This window comes from Micromonospora noduli (assembly GCF_003264475.1).
In the GTDB taxonomy this organism is placed as follows: Bacteria; Actinomycetota; Actinomycetes; order Mycobacteriales; family Micromonosporaceae; genus Micromonospora; species Micromonospora noduli.
In genome coordinates this window covers 149611-165538 of the sequence record NZ_PYAC01000017.1, presented here as the reverse complement: position 1 = coordinate 165538, position 15928 = coordinate 149611, and the positions used below count along the sequence as shown (strand labels likewise).

14 protein-coding genes are annotated in these 15928 nt (G+C 72.3%); 3 read left to right on the top strand and 11 right to left on the bottom strand.

The window, feature by feature from the left end; all coding sequences use genetic code 11:
* The 6 genes from MED15_RS19520 to MED15_RS33555 all read right to left on the bottom strand — a co-directional run bounded on the left by MED15_RS19520 (position 1) and on the right by MED15_RS33555 (position 5846).
* Complete coding sequence (locus MED15_RS19520; protein WP_091406922.1) at positions 1-795, bottom strand: amino acid ABC transporter permease; 795 nt, start codon at positions 793-795, stop codon at positions 1-3.
* A 77-nt stretch (positions 796-872) separates the two neighbouring features.
* Positions 873-1691 (bottom strand): basic amino acid ABC transporter substrate-binding protein, encoded by an 819-nt coding sequence (locus tag MED15_RS19515; protein ID WP_112584467.1) that lies wholly within the window; start codon positions 1689-1691, stop codon positions 873-875.
* 176 nt (positions 1692-1867) lie between these two features.
* The gene (locus MED15_RS19510) at positions 1868-2545 is read right to left on the bottom strand and encodes a hypothetical protein (RefSeq protein WP_112697801.1); all 678 of its coding nucleotides are present in this window, start codon (positions 2543-2545) and stop codon (positions 1868-1870) included.
* An 86-nt stretch (positions 2546-2631) separates the two neighbouring features.
* Positions 2632-3543 carry a sulfotransferase family protein gene (locus tag MED15_RS19505; RefSeq protein ID WP_112736525.1) on the bottom strand — a complete coding sequence of 304 codons (912 nt, stop codon included), beginning with the start codon at positions 3541-3543 and terminating at the stop codon, positions 2632-2634.
* A gap of 3 nt (positions 3544-3546) precedes the next feature.
* Complete coding sequence (locus MED15_RS19500) at positions 3547-4566, bottom strand: sulfotransferase (protein WP_112736523.1); 1020 nt, start codon at positions 4564-4566, stop codon at positions 3547-3549.
* Positions 4563-5846, bottom strand: a complete 1284-nt coding sequence (locus MED15_RS33555) for a glycosyltransferase (protein ID WP_167457688.1) — start codon at positions 5844-5846, stop codon at positions 4563-4565. Before MED15_RS33555 ends, MED15_RS19500 begins: the two co-directional genes overlap by 4 nt.
* A gap of 258 nt (positions 5847-6104) precedes the next feature.
* Here MED15_RS33555 and MED15_RS33550 point away from each other — a divergent pair, with 258 nt between their 5' ends.
* The 3 genes from MED15_RS33550 to MED15_RS33545 are packed head-to-tail and all read left to right on the top strand — an operon-like array spanning position 6105 to position 9317.
* On the top strand, positions 6105-7067 hold the full coding sequence (locus tag MED15_RS33550; protein WP_167457687.1) for a sulfotransferase: 963 nt from the start codon (positions 6105-6107) through the stop codon (positions 7065-7067).
* Positions 7060-7839, top strand: a complete 780-nt coding sequence (locus MED15_RS19490; RefSeq protein ID WP_167457686.1) for a sulfotransferase family protein — start codon at positions 7060-7062, stop codon at positions 7837-7839. Before MED15_RS33550 ends, MED15_RS19490 begins: the two co-directional genes overlap by 8 nt.
* Positions 7836-9317 carry a hypothetical protein gene (locus tag MED15_RS33545; RefSeq protein WP_112584460.1) on the top strand — a complete coding sequence of 494 codons (1482 nt, stop codon included), beginning with the start codon at positions 7836-7838 and terminating at the stop codon, positions 9315-9317. The genes MED15_RS19490 and MED15_RS33545 overlap by 4 nt, the downstream gene beginning before the upstream one ends.
* 157 nt (positions 9318-9474) lie before the next feature.
* Here the strand turns inward: MED15_RS33545 and MED15_RS19480 are convergent, their stop codons facing one another.
* The 5 genes from MED15_RS19480 to MED15_RS19460 all read right to left on the bottom strand — a co-directional run bounded on the left by MED15_RS19480 (position 9475) and on the right by MED15_RS19460 (position 15915).
* On the bottom strand, positions 9475-10338 hold the full coding sequence (locus MED15_RS19480; protein WP_167457685.1) for a sulfotransferase family protein: 864 nt from the start codon (positions 10336-10338) through the stop codon (positions 9475-9477).
* The gene (locus tag MED15_RS19475; protein WP_112726220.1) at positions 10335-11924 is read right to left on the bottom strand and encodes an oligosaccharide flippase family protein; all 1590 of its coding nucleotides are present in this window, start codon (positions 11922-11924) and stop codon (positions 10335-10337) included. The genes MED15_RS19480 and MED15_RS19475 overlap by 4 nt, the downstream gene beginning before the upstream one ends.
* A 22-nt stretch (positions 11925-11946) precedes the next feature.
* Entirely contained in the window at positions 11947-12960 is a 1014-nt protein-coding gene (locus MED15_RS19470) for a Wzz/FepE/Etk N-terminal domain-containing protein (RefSeq protein WP_112584457.1), read from the bottom strand.
* A 24-nt stretch (positions 12961-12984) separates the two neighbouring features.
* Complete coding sequence (locus tag MED15_RS19465; protein ID WP_112736517.1) at positions 12985-14442, bottom strand: O-antigen ligase family protein; 1458 nt, start codon at positions 14440-14442, stop codon at positions 12985-12987.
* A gap of 180 nt (positions 14443-14622) precedes the next feature.
* Positions 14623-15915, bottom strand: coding sequence for a glycosyltransferase family 4 protein (locus MED15_RS19460; protein WP_112726219.1), 1293 nt, complete (start codon positions 15913-15915; stop codon positions 14623-14625).
* Positions 15916-15928 lie beyond the last annotated feature (13 nt).

The window sequence follows — 15928 nt, the reverse complement described above, 5'->3', positions numbered from 1 at the left end:
TCACCGAGCCTTGGCGTAGCGGAGTTCGAGGCGTCGTACCACCTGCGACAGCGGCAGGGTGATCACCAGGTAGGCGAGGCCGGCCACCAGCAGCGGGGTCGCGTTCACCCGGTCGTTGAGCATGTCCCGACCGAACTTGGTGATCTCGATCGTCTGCGCCGTCACCCCGAGCACGTAGGCCAGCGACGAGTCCTTGGTGAGCAGGATGAGCTCGTTCGTCAGCGGCGGGATCACGATCCGGAACGCCTGCGGGATGACGATCGTGCGCATGGCGGTGAAGTGCGACATGCCGAGGGTCCGCGCCGCCTCCATCTGCCCCTTCGGCACGGCCTGGATGCCGGCCCGGATCGTCTCCGCCATGTACGCCGCGGCGGTCAACCCGAGGCCGATCGCGATCGAACCGAACACCCCGCCCGGAATCTCGCGCTCCGGGAAGGCGATCGGGATGCCGTACCCGACGAGGAAGAGCACCAGCAGCGCGGGCAGACCCCGGAACAGCTCGATGTACGCCGTCGCCACCCAGCGGTACGGCGCCACCCGGGACAGGCGCATCAGCGCCAGGATGGTGCCGAAGACGAGGCCGAAGGCGAACGCGCCCAGCGTGTAGAGGATGGTGTTGCGCAGCGCGACGGTGATGATCGTCGGGAACATCGACTTGATGATGTCGACGCGGAAGAACGCGTCGGCCAACCTGTCCCAGTCCGCGGCGACGAGCACCGTGGCGATGATGGCGATGAAGACCAGGTACTGGAGCCCGAGGGACAGCCGCTCCCGCTGGCGGCGTCGCAGCTTCACGTTCGCTCGTTGCCTTCCCGGAGGTTACCGACGTCGGAGGGCGCGCGGGACGCGCGCCCTCCGGTAGTGCGTGGCGCTCAGGCGCTCGGCTGCTTACCGATCCACTTCTCGTAGATCGTGTTGTACGTGCCGTCCTGCTTGGCCTTGGCCAGCACCTCGTTGATCTTCTTGAGCAACTCGGGGTTGGTGTCCTTCTTGACGGGGAAGCCGTACTGCTCGCCGGTGTCGAACTCGGCGGCCACCTCGAACCCGCCCGGGTTCTCCTTCAGGTACTCGGTCCAGACCGGCAGGTCGTTGATGGCGGCCTCGACCTGGCCGTTGGAGACGGCCTGCTGGAGGGCGGCGAGGTCCTCGAACTCGACAAGCTTCAGGCCCTTCTCCGCCTCGAGCTTCTTGGCGTAGTCACGACCCGTGGTGGCCGCCTGGACGCCGAGCTTCCTGCCCTTGAGGTCGTCGAGCGACTTGTACGTCTTGCCGGTCTTCACCAGCATCGCCTGGGTGGCGTCGAAGTAGGGATCGGAGAAGTCGACCACCTTCCGCCGCTCCTCGGTGATGGTCATGCCGGCGGCGGCCGCGTCGCACTTGCCGGTGCTGAGGTCCTGGCCGGACTTGATCCCCTCGAACGGGGTGTCGATGATCGTCTGCTCGACGCCGAGCTCCTTGGCGACCAGGTCCATGATATCGACGTCGAGGCCGGTCACCTTGCCGCTGGCGTCCTTGGACTGGAACGGCGGGTACGGCAGGTGGGTGCAGACGGTCAGCTTGCCCGCCGCGACCAGCTTGACGCCACTCGCCTGGACCTCGCTGTCGTCCTTCTTCGCGCAACCCGCGGTCAACGCCAGGGCGGCGACGGCCACGACGAGGCCGGCCTGACGGACGGCGCTTGGGAACCTCACGGCTGTGTCCCTCCGATTCGGCTTCCATTGCACGGAAAGCCAATCTGGTTCATAGACATTGCGATAAGCGACCGTACCCGATCCGGCGGGTCGCCCATAGATCACGCCGTGACCGCTCGGCCGACCCGGCACGCCGACCTCTGCCGGCAAACCCGACACTTGCCCCGCAAGGTGCCTCAGCCACCGGTTCCCTCGGCCGCCCCGTCCGGGGTGAGGGCCCCTTCGTGGGGGTCTGTGTCCAGGAACACATGCTGGTGGCCCTGGCCGGAATCGACGCTGATCTGGTCGAGCTGGGTCGCCGCGACCGACCAGATCGTCGCGGCCTCGGCCGCCTGCCGCGCGGTGACGTCCAGCAGTGCCGCACGCTGCGCGGCCGGAACGCCGGCCGCCAGCGCGTAGGCGTCGACGGCCAGCGACGCCTGCTGGACCGCTCCGCGCAAACCTCCGCGCGCCACGTTGGTGGCGGTGGTCCCCGACGGCGGGTCGGCGAACGGCTCGGCCGCCTGGCGCATGACACCCTGCCACTGGCGCGCCTGCGCCGGGTCGGGCGCACGTCCGGCGGTCGTCTCCGTCTTGATGGCGGCCAGCACCGGGGCGACCTGGTCGCGAACGCGGCGGGCCGTCTCGATCAGCTCCACGATCTGCTGAGCGTCCCGCTTCGCGTCGTTCTGCTTGATGCTCGCGATGGTCGCCTCGGTCGCGTCCGGGCGGCCCAACTGGTAACCGATCAGCCCACCCAGCAACGCGGTGACCAGTGCGATCACGCACGCGCCGGCCACCAAGCGCAGTGTGCGGCGGTGACGCACATCGGCCTTGTCCAACTGGTAGGAGGGTCGGCCGGTACGGCGCGCCATCGCATCTCCTCACATCGATGGTGTGGGGCCAAAGATTAGCCGCCCCCCGTGACGTCCGTCGATAGCGAGGACGGCGACAGACGCCCCTAGACCGGGTAGCCCCACTCGGCCAGCGGCTTCTCCAGCACCCGTTCGATCGCGGTGAGCTGCGCCGGGCTGAGTTCGTCCCGGTACGCCTCCGCCCGGCCCACTGTGAAGTCGTACCGGGAGAAGCCCTTCTCGAAGGCGGTCGACCAACGCAGGCCGAGGAAGTCGAGCATCCGCCCGACCTGCTCGCGCGGCTGCTCAACCAGGTCCTCGTAGCGCACGTCCAGCCACTGGTCGGCCGGGTGACGCAGCCGGGCCTGCGCGAAGGCGTCCATCAGCATCTTCCAGCCCAGCGCGGCTAGCACCTGGAAGGAGCGACCGGACTCGGCCCACTCCTCGCGCAGGTCGGACGGGAGCGGGCCGTAGATCCAGTTGTCCGGCCCGCGCCAGCCGTCCCACCAGCCCATCTGGAGCCACGAGTTGGCCACCGCCCGGCCGTCGCGCACCACGTTGACCACCCGCAGCTCCGGGTACGCGGCGTGCAGCAGGCCGGTCCGCGGCCACCCCGTGACGTGCTGCACGAACTGCTGACAGCCCTGCCGCGCGATCCGCTCGTCGAAGAAGGCCCGCAGCCGCCGGGCCACGAACGGGGTCAGGTCCTCGGCCACCAGGTCCCGACACGGTCGGGAGAAGCCGGCCAGCACCTGCCGGTCGAGCAGGTGGTACGCCTCCGACGGCGCCACCCGGAGCCGGCCGCGCTCCAGCAACCGTCGACTGTGTCGCAGCGAGGTCATCCCCGCCGGGCGCGGCGCCGAACGCCGGTAGAGCGCGCCGTTGAACCTGCCCTTCGGGTTGAGCCGGGCCAGTTTGTCGTCCAGGCCGGAGACGAAGCCGACCGCGGGATGCCGGGAGAGCAACTCCTGGACCAGGGTCGAACCACAGCGACCGGTGCCCACCACCAGTGAGAGCATCGTTCAGCCTTCCTGCCGGGTGGCCGGTGACGGGGAGACGGCCGGGTCCGCGGCGAGGCGGGCGGCGGGAGAGGTGACCGTCGGGCGGCGCAACGGGTAGCCGAACCGGGTCAGGGCCACGGCGGTCAGCCCGGTCACCACGGCGTACGCGCGGGTGGGGAGCCCGGTCAGCCACTCGGTGTCGGCGACCACGTCGACCAGCCCGGTGCGGTGCCGCGACGGATTGCCGGCCACCGAGTGGGTGGGGGTGAGCCGCACCGTTGCCGGTGTCGGGAACGGAAGCTCGTCGGGGGTCGCGCCGACGAAGCGGGCGATCCGGGCGGTGGCGCCGGCCGGGTCGGTCACGAAGTCCTCGTACCGCAGCCGCAGGTAGCGGCCGGGCGCACGGCGGCGGTCGCCCCACAGTCGTACGGTCGCGGTGTTCCAGACCAGCCAGAGCAGCGCGGCCTTGCCGACCGGTGGCCGGCTCATCAGCTCATCGTCGGCGCGCCCGTCCAGCGGGCGTCGGCGACGCCAGGAGTACGCGGTGGCGCGCGGGTCGCGCACCACGTGCAGGACGTACAGGTCGATGCCGGGCAGGCTGCCGAGCAGGGCGCCGTACGGCGGCAGCTTGGAGGAGTCGACGATGACACCGTCCGACCGGTTGGCCAGGGCGTGCTCGGCGATCGAGGCGTAGAGCCGGGCCAGCTGCGTGTCGTCGGGGTGGCCCGCGACCGGCGGCTGTCCCCGACGCTGGCGGCGCAGCAGTGCGGGTAATCCGCGCAGCCGCAGCCGCTGGGCCAACCGGGCGGCGATCCCGGCCGGGTCGGCGTCGGTCAGGTCGGCGCGCACCCGGGCCCAGAGCGGGCAGTCGGCGACCGGGGAGCCGCAGCCGCAGGGTCGGTTCTCCAGGATGCCGCGTCGCCACAGGTAGCGCAGCTCGCCCGCCGCGAAGAAGCCCGGCAGCTGTCCCAGGACCGTGGTCACCAGCGTGCTGCCGCTGCGACCACTGCCGGCGAGGTAGAGCACCCGTACCGGGTTCACCGGGCCGCTCCCCCACCGGTGGTGGCCCGGCCGGCCCGCCGGCGCGACGGCAGCGCCTCGGCGGCCTCCGCGTACAGCCCACGGATCCGCTCCAGGTGCCGGTCCGGGGCGAACTGGGCGGCGATCTTCGCCCGGCCGGCCCGGCCCATCCGGTACGCCTGTTCGGGGTCGGCCAGGAGGTCGTTCAGCGCGTCGCCGAGGGCCCTCGGCGCATCGGCGGCGACGACGTGGCCATCCAGCTCGGGCTCGATCAGCTCGGGAAGCCCGCCCAGGTCGGTGGCGACCACCGGCACACCGCAGGCGAACGCCTCCAGCACCGCCATCGGTTGGTTCTCGTGCCACCGGGACGGAACGGCGACCACCGCCGCCGACCGGATCAACTCGTGCAGGCGCGGCTTGTCGAGACGGCCGTGGAACCGGACCCGGCCGGGCACCCGCCGCGCGGCGAGCGCCTCCAACTCCGGGCGGGCCGGGCCGTCTCCGGCGATGTCCACGCTGACTCCGGGCGGCAACGCGGCGGCCGCCTCGATCAGCACGTCGACACCCTTCTCCGGCGCCAGCCGGCCGGCGAAGACGACACCGCCGCCGGGCGTCTGCTTGGCCGCGACGCCGGTCAGGTCGACGAAGTGGTTGACCACCCGCAACCGGTCCGGGTAGACACCCGCGCGGCGCATCACGTCGGCCAGGAACCCGCTCGGGCTGACGAAGAGCTGCACCGGGTCGTACGCGTCGAGCTGACGGTGCAACCAGGACTCGACGGCGAGCAGGCCGCTGCGCGACAGCGATCCGTCCTTGCAGCGGCGACGGGCCGCCTGCAACGGGCCACCGGTGACGCACGCCTGGCAGGGGCGGCCCCGGTCCAGCAGTTGGTAGCTCGGGCAGGCGAGCTTGTAGTCGTGCATGGTCAGCACGCACGGCACACCGGCGGCGCGGGCCGCGGCGAGCACCGACGGGGAGAGCTGGTGGTAGATGTTGTGCAGGTGCAGCACGTCCGGCCGAAAGTCGTCGATCACGTGGGCCAGTCCGCGGCGGCTCGTCGGTGACCACAGCATCCGGCCGACGGCCACCGCGCGGGGCCGCACCCCGCTCGGCGCCGGCTCCAACTCCACTTCGGACGGGAACCGCGCGGCGTACGGCAGGGGCGACTCGTTCTCCGGGTGGCTCATGCCGAAGTAGGCGACCGTGTCGCCGGCAGCCCGTTGCAGGTCGGCGAGATCGAGCAGATACCCCTCCGCGCCGCCACGGCGGTAGAGGAACTTGTTCACATGCAGCACGCGCATCGACTCGCCCTGCTCACATCGATCGGGCGAACCGGGCCCGGAGGTGATGACCGGGGTCTGCCCGCCCCGGCCAGGGCCCACGGTATGCAGGGCAGGTCGGCGAGTCCAGCTCACGTTTCGCATGTGGCTGAACGGGTGATCTTCGTCTGCCCGTGCGGTCCGCGGCCTGGCCTCCCACCATGATCTCCCGATAGCCTGGCTGCCGCCGGTCGCACCCGCTCTGGTGCGGGGCCGGGCCGGTGTCCGACGAGGAGGACCGTGGCAGCCGACGACGAGGTCTCCGCGCTCGCGTACACCGCGCGGCGGGTCCGGCGGCATCTGCGCTGGGCGCGTACCGAGGGGATCGGACGGCTGATCGAGGAGGACCGCCTCAACCCGGTCGAGCGGATCGGCATCGCCCTGGCGAAGCGACGCTGGCGACGGCGGCACGGCCGGACGCCCGGCTCGGCGATGCCCGTCTACCTGGTCGGTCTGCAACGCTCCGGCACGAACATGCTGGTCCGGGGCCTGGACGCCGCCCCCGAGGTCGAGGTCCGCAACGAGAACGACAGCACCCTCTTCCACCGCTTCCAACTGCGCCCGGATCCGGTGCTGACCGCTACCCTCCACCGCAGCCGGCACGCGTACGTCCTGGTCAAGCCGCTCTGTGAGAGCCACCGCGTGGACGAGTTGCTGGCCCTGCCGGGGGTGGCGCCGGGGCGCGCGCTCTGGGTCTACCGCGACGTCGATGACCGGGCCCGCTCCGAGGTCGCCAAGTTCGGTGACGCGAACCTGCGGGCCCTGCGCGCGATCGCCGACGGCAGCATCGGCCGCCGGTGGCAGGGGCAACGCCTCGACGCCGACACGGTCGAGCTGGTCAGGGCCCACGACCCGCGGAGTTTGGATCCGCACAGCGGCGCGGCGCTGTTCTGGTACGTCCGCAACTCGCTGTTCTTCCAGCTCGGCCTGGACCGGCGGGCCGACGTGCTGCTCTGCCGCTACGACAGCCTGGTCGCGCAGCCCGCCGCGCAGCTCCGACGGCTCTGCGCCTTCCTCGACTTCCCCTACCATTCCCGGCTGCACGCGCACATCGCCCCACGCGCGTCGCACGGCGCGGCGGGCCACCGTCGGCTACCGATCGACCCGGGCGTCCGGGCCCGCTGCGACGAGCTGACCGACCGGCTCGACCGCGCCGCGGCCGATGCCCGATTTGAGACGACGAAGGCGGTCGACAGTGGCTGACACCGGAACCCGTACCGCGCCGATCTTCCTGGTCGGCTGCCAGCGGTCGGGCACCACTATGGTGCGCCTCGTCCTGGACTCGCACTCGCGGATCAGCTGCGGCCCGGAGACCCGGTTCCTGCCGGACCTGCGACGGATCGTCGGCCGGGACTGGGAACGCCTGGCCCGCTTCGGTTTTCCGCGTGAGGACTGGCTGCGCCGGATCCGGGACTTCTTCGGCGGCGTGCACGCCGACTACGCCGCCGCGCGGGGCAAGACCCGGTGGGCCGACAAGACCCCGATGTACGCGATGTCGCTCGACTTCGTCACCGAGGTCTTCCCGGACGCCCAGATCGTGCACCTCATCCGGGACGGACGCGACGTGGTGGTCTCGCACCGCAAACGGTTCGGCTACTGGTCGGCGGTGAAGTGCGTGGTGAAGTGGCCGCGCTACATCCGCGCCGCGCGGGCAGTCGGCGCCACCCTGCCGGCGGACCGCTACTACGAGCTGCGGTACGAGCAGGCGGTCAGCGAGCCGGAGAAGGCGATGCGGGGCCTCTTCGAGTTCCTCGGCGAGCCCTGGGAGGACGGCATCCTCGACTACGACAGCAAGCAGCACGACGTGGCCCAGAAGTACACCACCGAGGCGGAGCGACGACGCGCGGCCGTGGGCGACACCGCGCCGATCTACGGCTCCCGGGTGGGCAGCTACCGCCGCGAACTCGACCCGTTCCTCCGCCTGCTGGTCTGGGTCTTCTCCGGTCCGACCCTGCGCGCGCTGGGCTACCGGTGACCCGCCCCGGCCGGCTGCGCGCGGTCGCCACCGCCGTCGCCGCCACGCTTCTGCTCACCGCCGGCTGCACCGCCGGCGGCGACGATCCGCCGCCGGCGGCCACCCCCTCCGCGACGGCGGCGCCCGGAGCCGGCACGCCGGGGCGCACCGCCGACCAGGTGAGCAACCCGTTCGGCGCGCACTGGGACTGGTCGCGGTACAAGCAGTTCGAGCCGTACCTGCGCCGGCTCGCCGGTTCGGCGACGTACGAGGAGATCTCCTGGTGCGAGATCGAACGGACCTCGGGGCAGGCCGACTGGGCAGGGCTGGACGAGATCGCGTCGCGCAGCCGGGAGCTGGGCATCACACTGCACCTGAAGATCCGCACCGGCGTGTGCTGGGCGACCGGTGGCACCGCCCGCTACACCCGGGGCACGGCGAACAAGACCGAGTCGGCGATGCCCACCGACCTCGGCGCGTACCAGCGGTTCGTCCGCTCGGTGGTGCAGCGCTACGGCCCGTACGGGGTGCGGGAGTACGCCATCGAGAACGAGGTCAACGCGCCGAGCTACTGGGCCGGCAGTCCCGAGGAGTACGCGCGGCTGGTCCGGGCCGCCGCCGAGACGATCCGCGCGACCGACCCGAAGGCGCGGGTGGTCGACTCCGGCATCAGCAGCGTCGCGTACGGCATGGGTGTCGCCGACCGGCTGGTACGCGCCGGTCGGGTGCCCGAGGCCATCGCCGCCTACCAGGCGTACTTCCAACGCCGGGTCGGCACCCGGGGGCAGCAGATCCCGGCGGTGACCGGGGAGGCGCAGCTGCGCCGGGCGCTCGCCACCGAGACCAACAGCCGCAGCCTGCGCTTCCTGGCGGTGACCGAGTCGCTGCTGACCGACCGCACCGTCGACGTCCGTCAGGTGCACTTCTACGAGCACTTCAGCGGGGTGGCCCCGCTGCTGGACTACCTGCGCGCCACCACACCGCCGGGTGTGCCGATCCAGGCGTGGGAGGTCGGGCAGTTCTGGCGCGACGGCGACGGTGACCCGGCCAGCCGGGCGGCGGAGATGGTCAAGACGGTCACTCTGCTGGTCGCCGGCGGGGTCGGCGAGATCAGTTGGCTGCCGTTGGCGTACAACCCGAACAACGCCGCCGGCAGCGAGGTCCGCTACGGCCTGCTCGACCCGGACGGCGCCGAACGGGACGCCGGCCGGATGCTGGCCGCCCTGGCCGACGCGGCCCGGGACGCCACCGTCACCCCTCTGCCCGCCCCGGTGGCCGGCAGGCTGCACGGGGTCGCGTTCGTCCGGGGCGGGTCGAGCACGCTGGTGCTCTGGTCGGCGTCGAACACGCCGGTGAGCGTGCCGGCGACACCGGGCGGACGGACCGGGGCGGTGGGTTCCCCGCTCGGCGCGGCCGGCGGCGGCACCACAGTGACCGACGTCCCCGTCCTGCTCCGCGCCGACCAGCCGGTGGACCGGATCCTCGCCGCCGTCCGCTAGGGCCCGACCGCCTACGCGACCTCCAGCGTGCGCTCGCTGGCCCGCATGTCGATGTGCCGGGTAGCGGTATACCTCAGAGGTATAAATATGCCTCTGAGGTATACCGCTCATTGCCGCGTCCGCCTCGGCGGCGGTGACCGACGGTGACCGCCGTGCCCTAGCCGGGCCAGGGGTCGGGCCAGGGGTCGGGCCAGTTGAGCAGCGCGGTCAGGCGGGCGTTGTGCGGCGCGAAGTACTCGCCCAGCCGGTCCCGCAGGGCCGGGGTCAGCTGCGAGACGCCGTGGTCGACGCGACGGGTGTGCCGGGTGAACGCCTCGGGGGTGAAGGGCGGCAGGCCGAGGAAGCGCAGCATGTCGCCGTACGTGCCGGCCGGGTCGGTGTGCAGGTCTTCGGTCCGGGCGACGTGGATCCGCTCCCGCGGGACCTGCGCGAACCACCGGTCCAGCTGCTCGGCGTAGCGACCCCGGGCCGCGTACGAATAATTACGCAACGCCCGGTGCGCGGCGGCGCTGTCCGGGCCACCGCGCGTTGCCCGGGCCAACCGCTCCTCCTCCGCGTCGAGCGCGTCGGCGAAGGACAGCGGCTCCAAGCCGTAGGAGCGGGTGTGCAGGTAGTGCGAGTACGCCCGCTGCACCGGATCGCGCAGCAGGACGACGAAGCGGGCCTGCGGCAGGGTCGCCGCGACCCGGGCCGGCACGCTCGGATGGAACAGGTAGTAGGGGCTCGCCTCGAACGTGCGCTCACCCGGGGCGAGGCGCGGGAAGTGCCCCCGGTACCACCGCACCCCCCGACCATGGTGGACGCTGAAGTACTGCAACTCCTTGCCGCTGGCCACCCGGACCTGGGGATGCGCGGCGAGATGGTGGTACAGCGACGTGGTGCCGCAGCGCTGCCCACCGATCACCAGGAAGTCGGGCAGCGGGCCGGGCTCTCCCGGCCGGGCCGCGCGTCCCCAGGCCCGCGCCGCGCGTACCCCCCGACGCAGCCGGTCGGTGACCTGACGCCGCGCGACGCCGGTCACGAGCGGACCACGGGGCGGCCGGCGCCCACACCGGCACCGTCGGCGGGGTCGGCCGGGGCACGTCGACCACCTCGGCGGGTCACCGAGCGCAACACCATGACGTCCTCCCGACTGAGCCCGAGGGCGAGCACCACGGCGAGGTACGCCGCCACGATCGCGGCCAGACCGACCACAAGCTGCCCGGTCCCGCCCCCGACCAACCACCGCACACCGAAGCCGACGCCCATCGCGACCAGCGCGGCGACCAGGCCCTTGACCATGCCCGCCGTCACCGGCACGGTGTGCACCTGCGCGCGCACCTGCCAGACCCGGGCGACGTTCACCGCCGCCAACGACACCGCCCAGGCCACCGCCGCGCCGAGAATGCCGTACGCCGGGATGAGCCAGAGGTTGAGCAGGACGTTGAGCAGCAGGGCCGCGAGGTTGTCCACCATGTTGACCGAGACCCGGCCGGACATGTTCAGCAGCGTCCCGCATGGCCCGGTGGCGGCGTTGACGAGCTGGCCGAGCGCCAGCACCACCGTCACCGCCGCACCACCGGCCAGACCCGGCCCGCCGACCAACCGCAGCAACTGCTCCGGGAAGACCAGCAACGCCACGAAGGCCGGCAACGACAGCCGGAGCACCCAACCGGTGGCGACCCGGTAGATCCGGCGGACCTCGTCCAGTCGACCCTGGTGGTAGAGGTGCGCCAGGTGCGGACCGAACGAGGCGTTCACCGGTGCCAGCACGAACACTGCGATCGTGACCAACCGGGTCGCCACGTGGTAGACGCCGATCGCGTCGGGACCGTAGTCGAAGAAGCCGAGCAGCAACGCGTCCACCCAGATCAGCCCGGTGGACGACAGCGAGGAGACCCAGCTGACTGTGGAGAACCGGAACAGCTCGCCCGGCCGGTACGCGGGCCGGGCGGCGGGCACCCGGCGCACCATCCGCGCCAGCGCCACGAGAGCGAACCCGGCCGCGCTCCAGCTCGCCACCACCAGCGCCCAGAACGCGCCGGTCAGGCCCGCTCCGAGGGCGAGCGCCAGCGCGGTGAGCACCAGCCGGGCGCCCGGCTCGTAGACCTGGCCGATGAGCGCGTAGGCCCGTTGCGTGCGCCATCCCCGGGTGGCCGCGAGCGCGGCCTCGCAGACGGTGGCGGCGGGCAGGCAGAGCGCCGCCAACCGCAGCCCGGTGGTGAGCTGCGGGTCGTGCAGGGCGTCGGCGAGCCACGGTGCGCCGATCGCCAGACCGAGGGCGATCACTGTGGACGCCACGGCCGAGATGCCGATCCCGAGGCGGATCGCGCCCCGGAGGGCGGCCGGCTCGTCGTCGGCGAGGTGCACCGCCACGAACCGGGTCAGCCCGGCCCGGAAACCGGAGAGCGAGAGCAGCCCCAGCAGCGACAGCACGGCGTAGACCTGGGCGTACCGGCCGAGTTCGCGTACACCCAGGACCCGGGCCAGCAACAGCATGACCAGGAAGAGCGCCACCTGGCTGAGCACGGCGCTGCCCAGGTTCAGCACACCGCCGCGGGCCATGCCGCGTATCTGCTGGTCGCCGGCCTCCGGCGCGGCCGACGACCGGCCGGTCACCTCGCGCACCCGGCGGCCCGTTCTCCGACGGTCACGACCGTGCCGCGGTCACGGTCTCCGCCGGCGCCGAGGGGGCCGCGGTGGTCGCCGCCGGGGCCACCGGCCGGGCGGCAGTACGACCCCGGGAGAGCAGTTCGAGTACGCCCACCAGCAGCACCCCGAGCAGCAGACCGGCACCGCCCACCGGCAGGGCGGTGCGCACCAGCTCCGTCATCCGGCTCACCTCGTGCGCCTCGCCGATGCTGGTCACCTGCTTCGGATCGGCAGCCTGGGCCTGCGCCCGCGCCGCCTGCAACCCTTCCCGCGCCTGGGACAGGGCGTTGGTCGCCGCGTCCCGCTGGGCGAGCAGGGCCTGGTAGTCGGGGAGCTTCGGCCCCAGCTCGTCGAGCTTCTTCTGGGCGGCGGTGATCGCGGCGGTCGCCGCGTCGACACCCCGGCTGTTGCCGACCGCCTGCATGGAGAGCTGCTGCTGGCGCAGGCTGGTCAGCTCGCCCAGCGTGGCCTGGTAGATCCGGTCCGGCTGGGAGACCTTGTTCGTCTTCTCCCACTCACCGATCGCCTTGGTCGCCGCGGTGACGTCGGCGTTGGCCGCCTCGACCTCGCCGGTGGCGATGCCGACCTGGGAGGAGAAGAGGAAGGCCAGCGCCCGGGTGGTGGTCGCGGTCAGCACCGGCGCGACAGTCGCCCGGTCGCCGGCGGTGTACGTCACCTCCAACTGGCTGCTCGCGCCGACCTGCGTGATGGCGAGCCCGTCGCGCAACCGCTCCGGCGGCACCCCGGTGTCAGCGGCCACGTCGGCGAGGACGCGGGGCGAGGTGACCGCCGCGCCGAACGCCGCGACGAACTGGTTCGCCGCCTGCGTACCGGTGTACTGCGTCCCGGCCGCGCCGCCCACGAGCGCCGGCGCCGCCACGTACGCGGTCCCGCTGAACTGCTGTGGTGCGAACAGGACGATGGCGGCCGCGGCGCCGGTGGCGAGCACCGGCACGCCCACGAGTACCCAGAGGCGCCGCCGGGCGACCCGCAGGTAGTCGACGATCTCCACTTTTTCCCCAATGCTGTCGTTCAGTCAAACCGGGACGGACGTGCCTCGTGGCTGCTCGCCGGTCAGGTTCGGAGCCGGTTGGCGGGCGATCACGCTGGCCGCCGCGGCGAACGCGACGAAGTACCAGAGGGTGACCACGTTGGAAATGACGTTGGAGGCGGCGCTGACCGCCACGAACGCGGCGGCGCAGCCGGTGAACCCGACGGCGACGCCACGCTCCAAGCTGCCCGGAGGCGCGCGCCGCAGCGCTGTCCGGGCAGTGTGCAGAAAGGCGAACAGCATCAGCAGGTACGCCCCGAGACCGAGCAGCCCGGTCTCCACGTACGCCCGCAGGAAGTCGTTGTGCGGCTTCTTCGCCTCGTCGGTCTCACGCTGGGTCATGTTCGGCCCGATGCCGGTCACCGGGTTCCGGTCGGCGAGCGTGACGATCTCGGTCCAGTAGCCGATCCGCCAGGCCAGGGTGTTTCCGGTCGGGTCTCCGCCGACCGCGCGCGACGTACCGAGTTGGGCGAAGCGTTCGCCGACGGCGGGCACCAGGGCCACCCCGGCGACCGCCACCACGCAGAGGGTGACCAGCATCCGCTTGCTGCGGTGCAGCGCGGCGACCACCACCAGGCCGATCGCCGCGCCGAGCAGGGCGCTGCGGGTGTTGGTGAGCAGCAGGAACAGCAGCGAGAGCGCGAGCAGCACCCCGAGGGACGCCCGCAGGCGACGATCCAGGAAGCGGTACACCGCGAACCCGAAGATCACCATGAACATCAGGTAGCGGCCGAACGTGGTCGACTGGCTGAACGTGCCGCTGATCCGGGTGAAGTCGCCCTTCACCTCGGCTGGCGGGTTGCCGAGCAACGACAGCACGACGGTGTAGCCCAGCGCCAGCACCAGGGAGGCGTAGCAGGCGAGCAGGACCCGGCGGATCGCCGCGGTGTCCGGCATGAGCTGTTCCAGCACCACGAACATCACCACCACGGTGAGGATCCGCAGCGCCTCCAACAGGCTGTTCGCCGGCCGGCTGGCACCGAGGGCGCTGACCACGCTGCTGGCTCCGACCAGCAGCATGGCCCAGCTGAGCGGGGAGCCGCGCAACCGCCCGTGCCGACCGAGCTGCGCGGCCAGCCAGAGCCCGGCGGCGAGGAGGAACAGCACCGCGAGCAGGGTGGAGGGGTCCACCGCCCGGGCCGTTCCGGCGGAGTCGGCCTGGCCGGCGCTCGGGCCGGTCAGCTTGAACAGGTCGACGCAGGAGCGCACCGCGAGCATCAGCAGCACGTACCCGGCGAACCGGGTCAGCGCGAGGACGGCCACCGCGATCCCCGCGACCGCCGCGAGCGGCAGCACCACACCCCTGCGGTCACCGGCCGCCATGGAGACGCCCGCGACCACCGCCACGACCGCGGCGGCCAGCGCCGCTCCGCCGGTGAGCAGGCGGGTCGGGTCGAGCCGCCTGGTCATGAGCGGAGTGACCTGCTGCGTGTGTTGTTCCACTGATCCCACTGAACTGAATCGGCGCTGCCCGGCCGCTGCCGGGCGCGGCCAACCGATGTCCTCCCGGCACAAGATCGGTTCAATCTAGTCCTGTCGCCTCGACGGCAGAAGGGGCCGTTGCACCGACTGCTCCGTCCTCCGGGGGGCTGATCCGGGGTCTTCCCGGCGAACGTCGCCCGGTCAGTGGGCGACTCCCACGGGTCGTGCCCTGGCCCGCCTGCCCGGCCCCGGGGCCAGCCGGAGATAGAGCTGCTCCAACTCGCGGGCGGCGGTGTCCCAGCTGTACCTGTTGGTGATCCGCCCGCCCAGCGCCACGGCACCGGCCCGTTCAGCCGGCAGGTCGGCGAGCAGCGACGTCAACACCCGGACCAGGTCGTCCTCGTCGCCGTCACGGAACAACCGCCCGCCGGCGCTGTCGGACTTGAGCACCTCGACGTGCGGCGCGATGTCGCTGGCGACCACCGGCAGCCCGTACGCGGCCGCCTCCAGCAACGTCAACGGCAGTCCCTCCAACCGGGACGGTTGAACGAAGCCGGCGGCACCGGCGTACAGCTCGGCGAGCAGGTCACCGTAGGCGAACCCGGTGAAGACGATCCGGTCGTCCGCCCCGGCTTCCCGGCGCAGCCGGTCCACGAAGTCGTCGGTGAACGAGGACCCGCCGACGATCGCCAGGCGCATCGGGGTCTCGGTCCGACGGAACGCCCGGATCAGCAGGTCGGCCGCCTTCTCCGGCACCAGCCGACCGACCAGCAGCAGGTAGCCGCCGGGGGTCAGCCCGAACCGTTCCTGGATCTGGCGGGTCCGCGCCGGTCGGGCCGGATTCACGCCGTTCGGGATGTAGGTCGTGGGACGGCCGAACCGGTCGGAGTAGTGGGCGGCGAGCCCCTGGGAGACCGCCACCCGCTGGTGCGGGACGTACCCGCTGAACCAGTGGGCGCTGCCCAGCACCGCCCGCGCGGCGAGCCCCCACTTGCCCCGCTGATTGTCCAGCCCGTGCACGGTCAACACCACGCGCGCCCGGGACAGGGCACGCGGAAGTGGGGCGACCAGGGCCGGCCCGAGCCCGTGGTAGTGCACGATGTCGGGCCGCGCGGCCATCGCCGCCATGGTCGAGGTCGCCGCGTGCACGATGGCGTCGAGGTGCTTGCTCGCGATCGTGTGGGTCTGACGCAGCCGTACGCCCCGGTAGCCGTCGGCGGGTGTCTCGCCGTAGCTCCGGCGGCAGTAGACGGTGACCTCGTGCCCGTAGCTGGCGAGCCGGCTGGCCATCTCCTCCACGTGCCGTTCGATCCCGCCGTAGGTCGCCGGCATCCCCTTCTGGCCGATCATCGCGATCCGCAGCGGTCGCCAGGCGACGGCGCTGTCGGCGACGCCCGCTCGGGACCGCCGGGCGGGGACTACCCGCTGCCGGGGTATCGCAGGGCTTGCGGCGTGCTGGTCCACGTCCTCGGCCTGCAGGTCGGGATGGGCCACGTTGACTCCCTGC

What these genes read in the sequence shown, in the direction of transcription:
- MED15_RS19510 (WP_112697801.1), bottom strand. Translation starts at nt 2,545, where the DNA reads ATGGCGCGCCGTACCGGCCGACCCTCCTACCAGTTGGACAAGGCCGAT.
- MED15_RS19505 (WP_112736525.1), bottom strand. Translation starts at nt 3,543, where the DNA reads ATGCTCTCACTGGTGGTGGGCACCGGTCGCTGTGGTTCGACCCTGGTC.
- MED15_RS33555 (WP_167457688.1), bottom strand. Translation starts at nt 5,846, where the DNA reads ATGCGCGTGCTGCATGTGAACAAGTTCCTCTACCGCCGTGGCGGCGCG.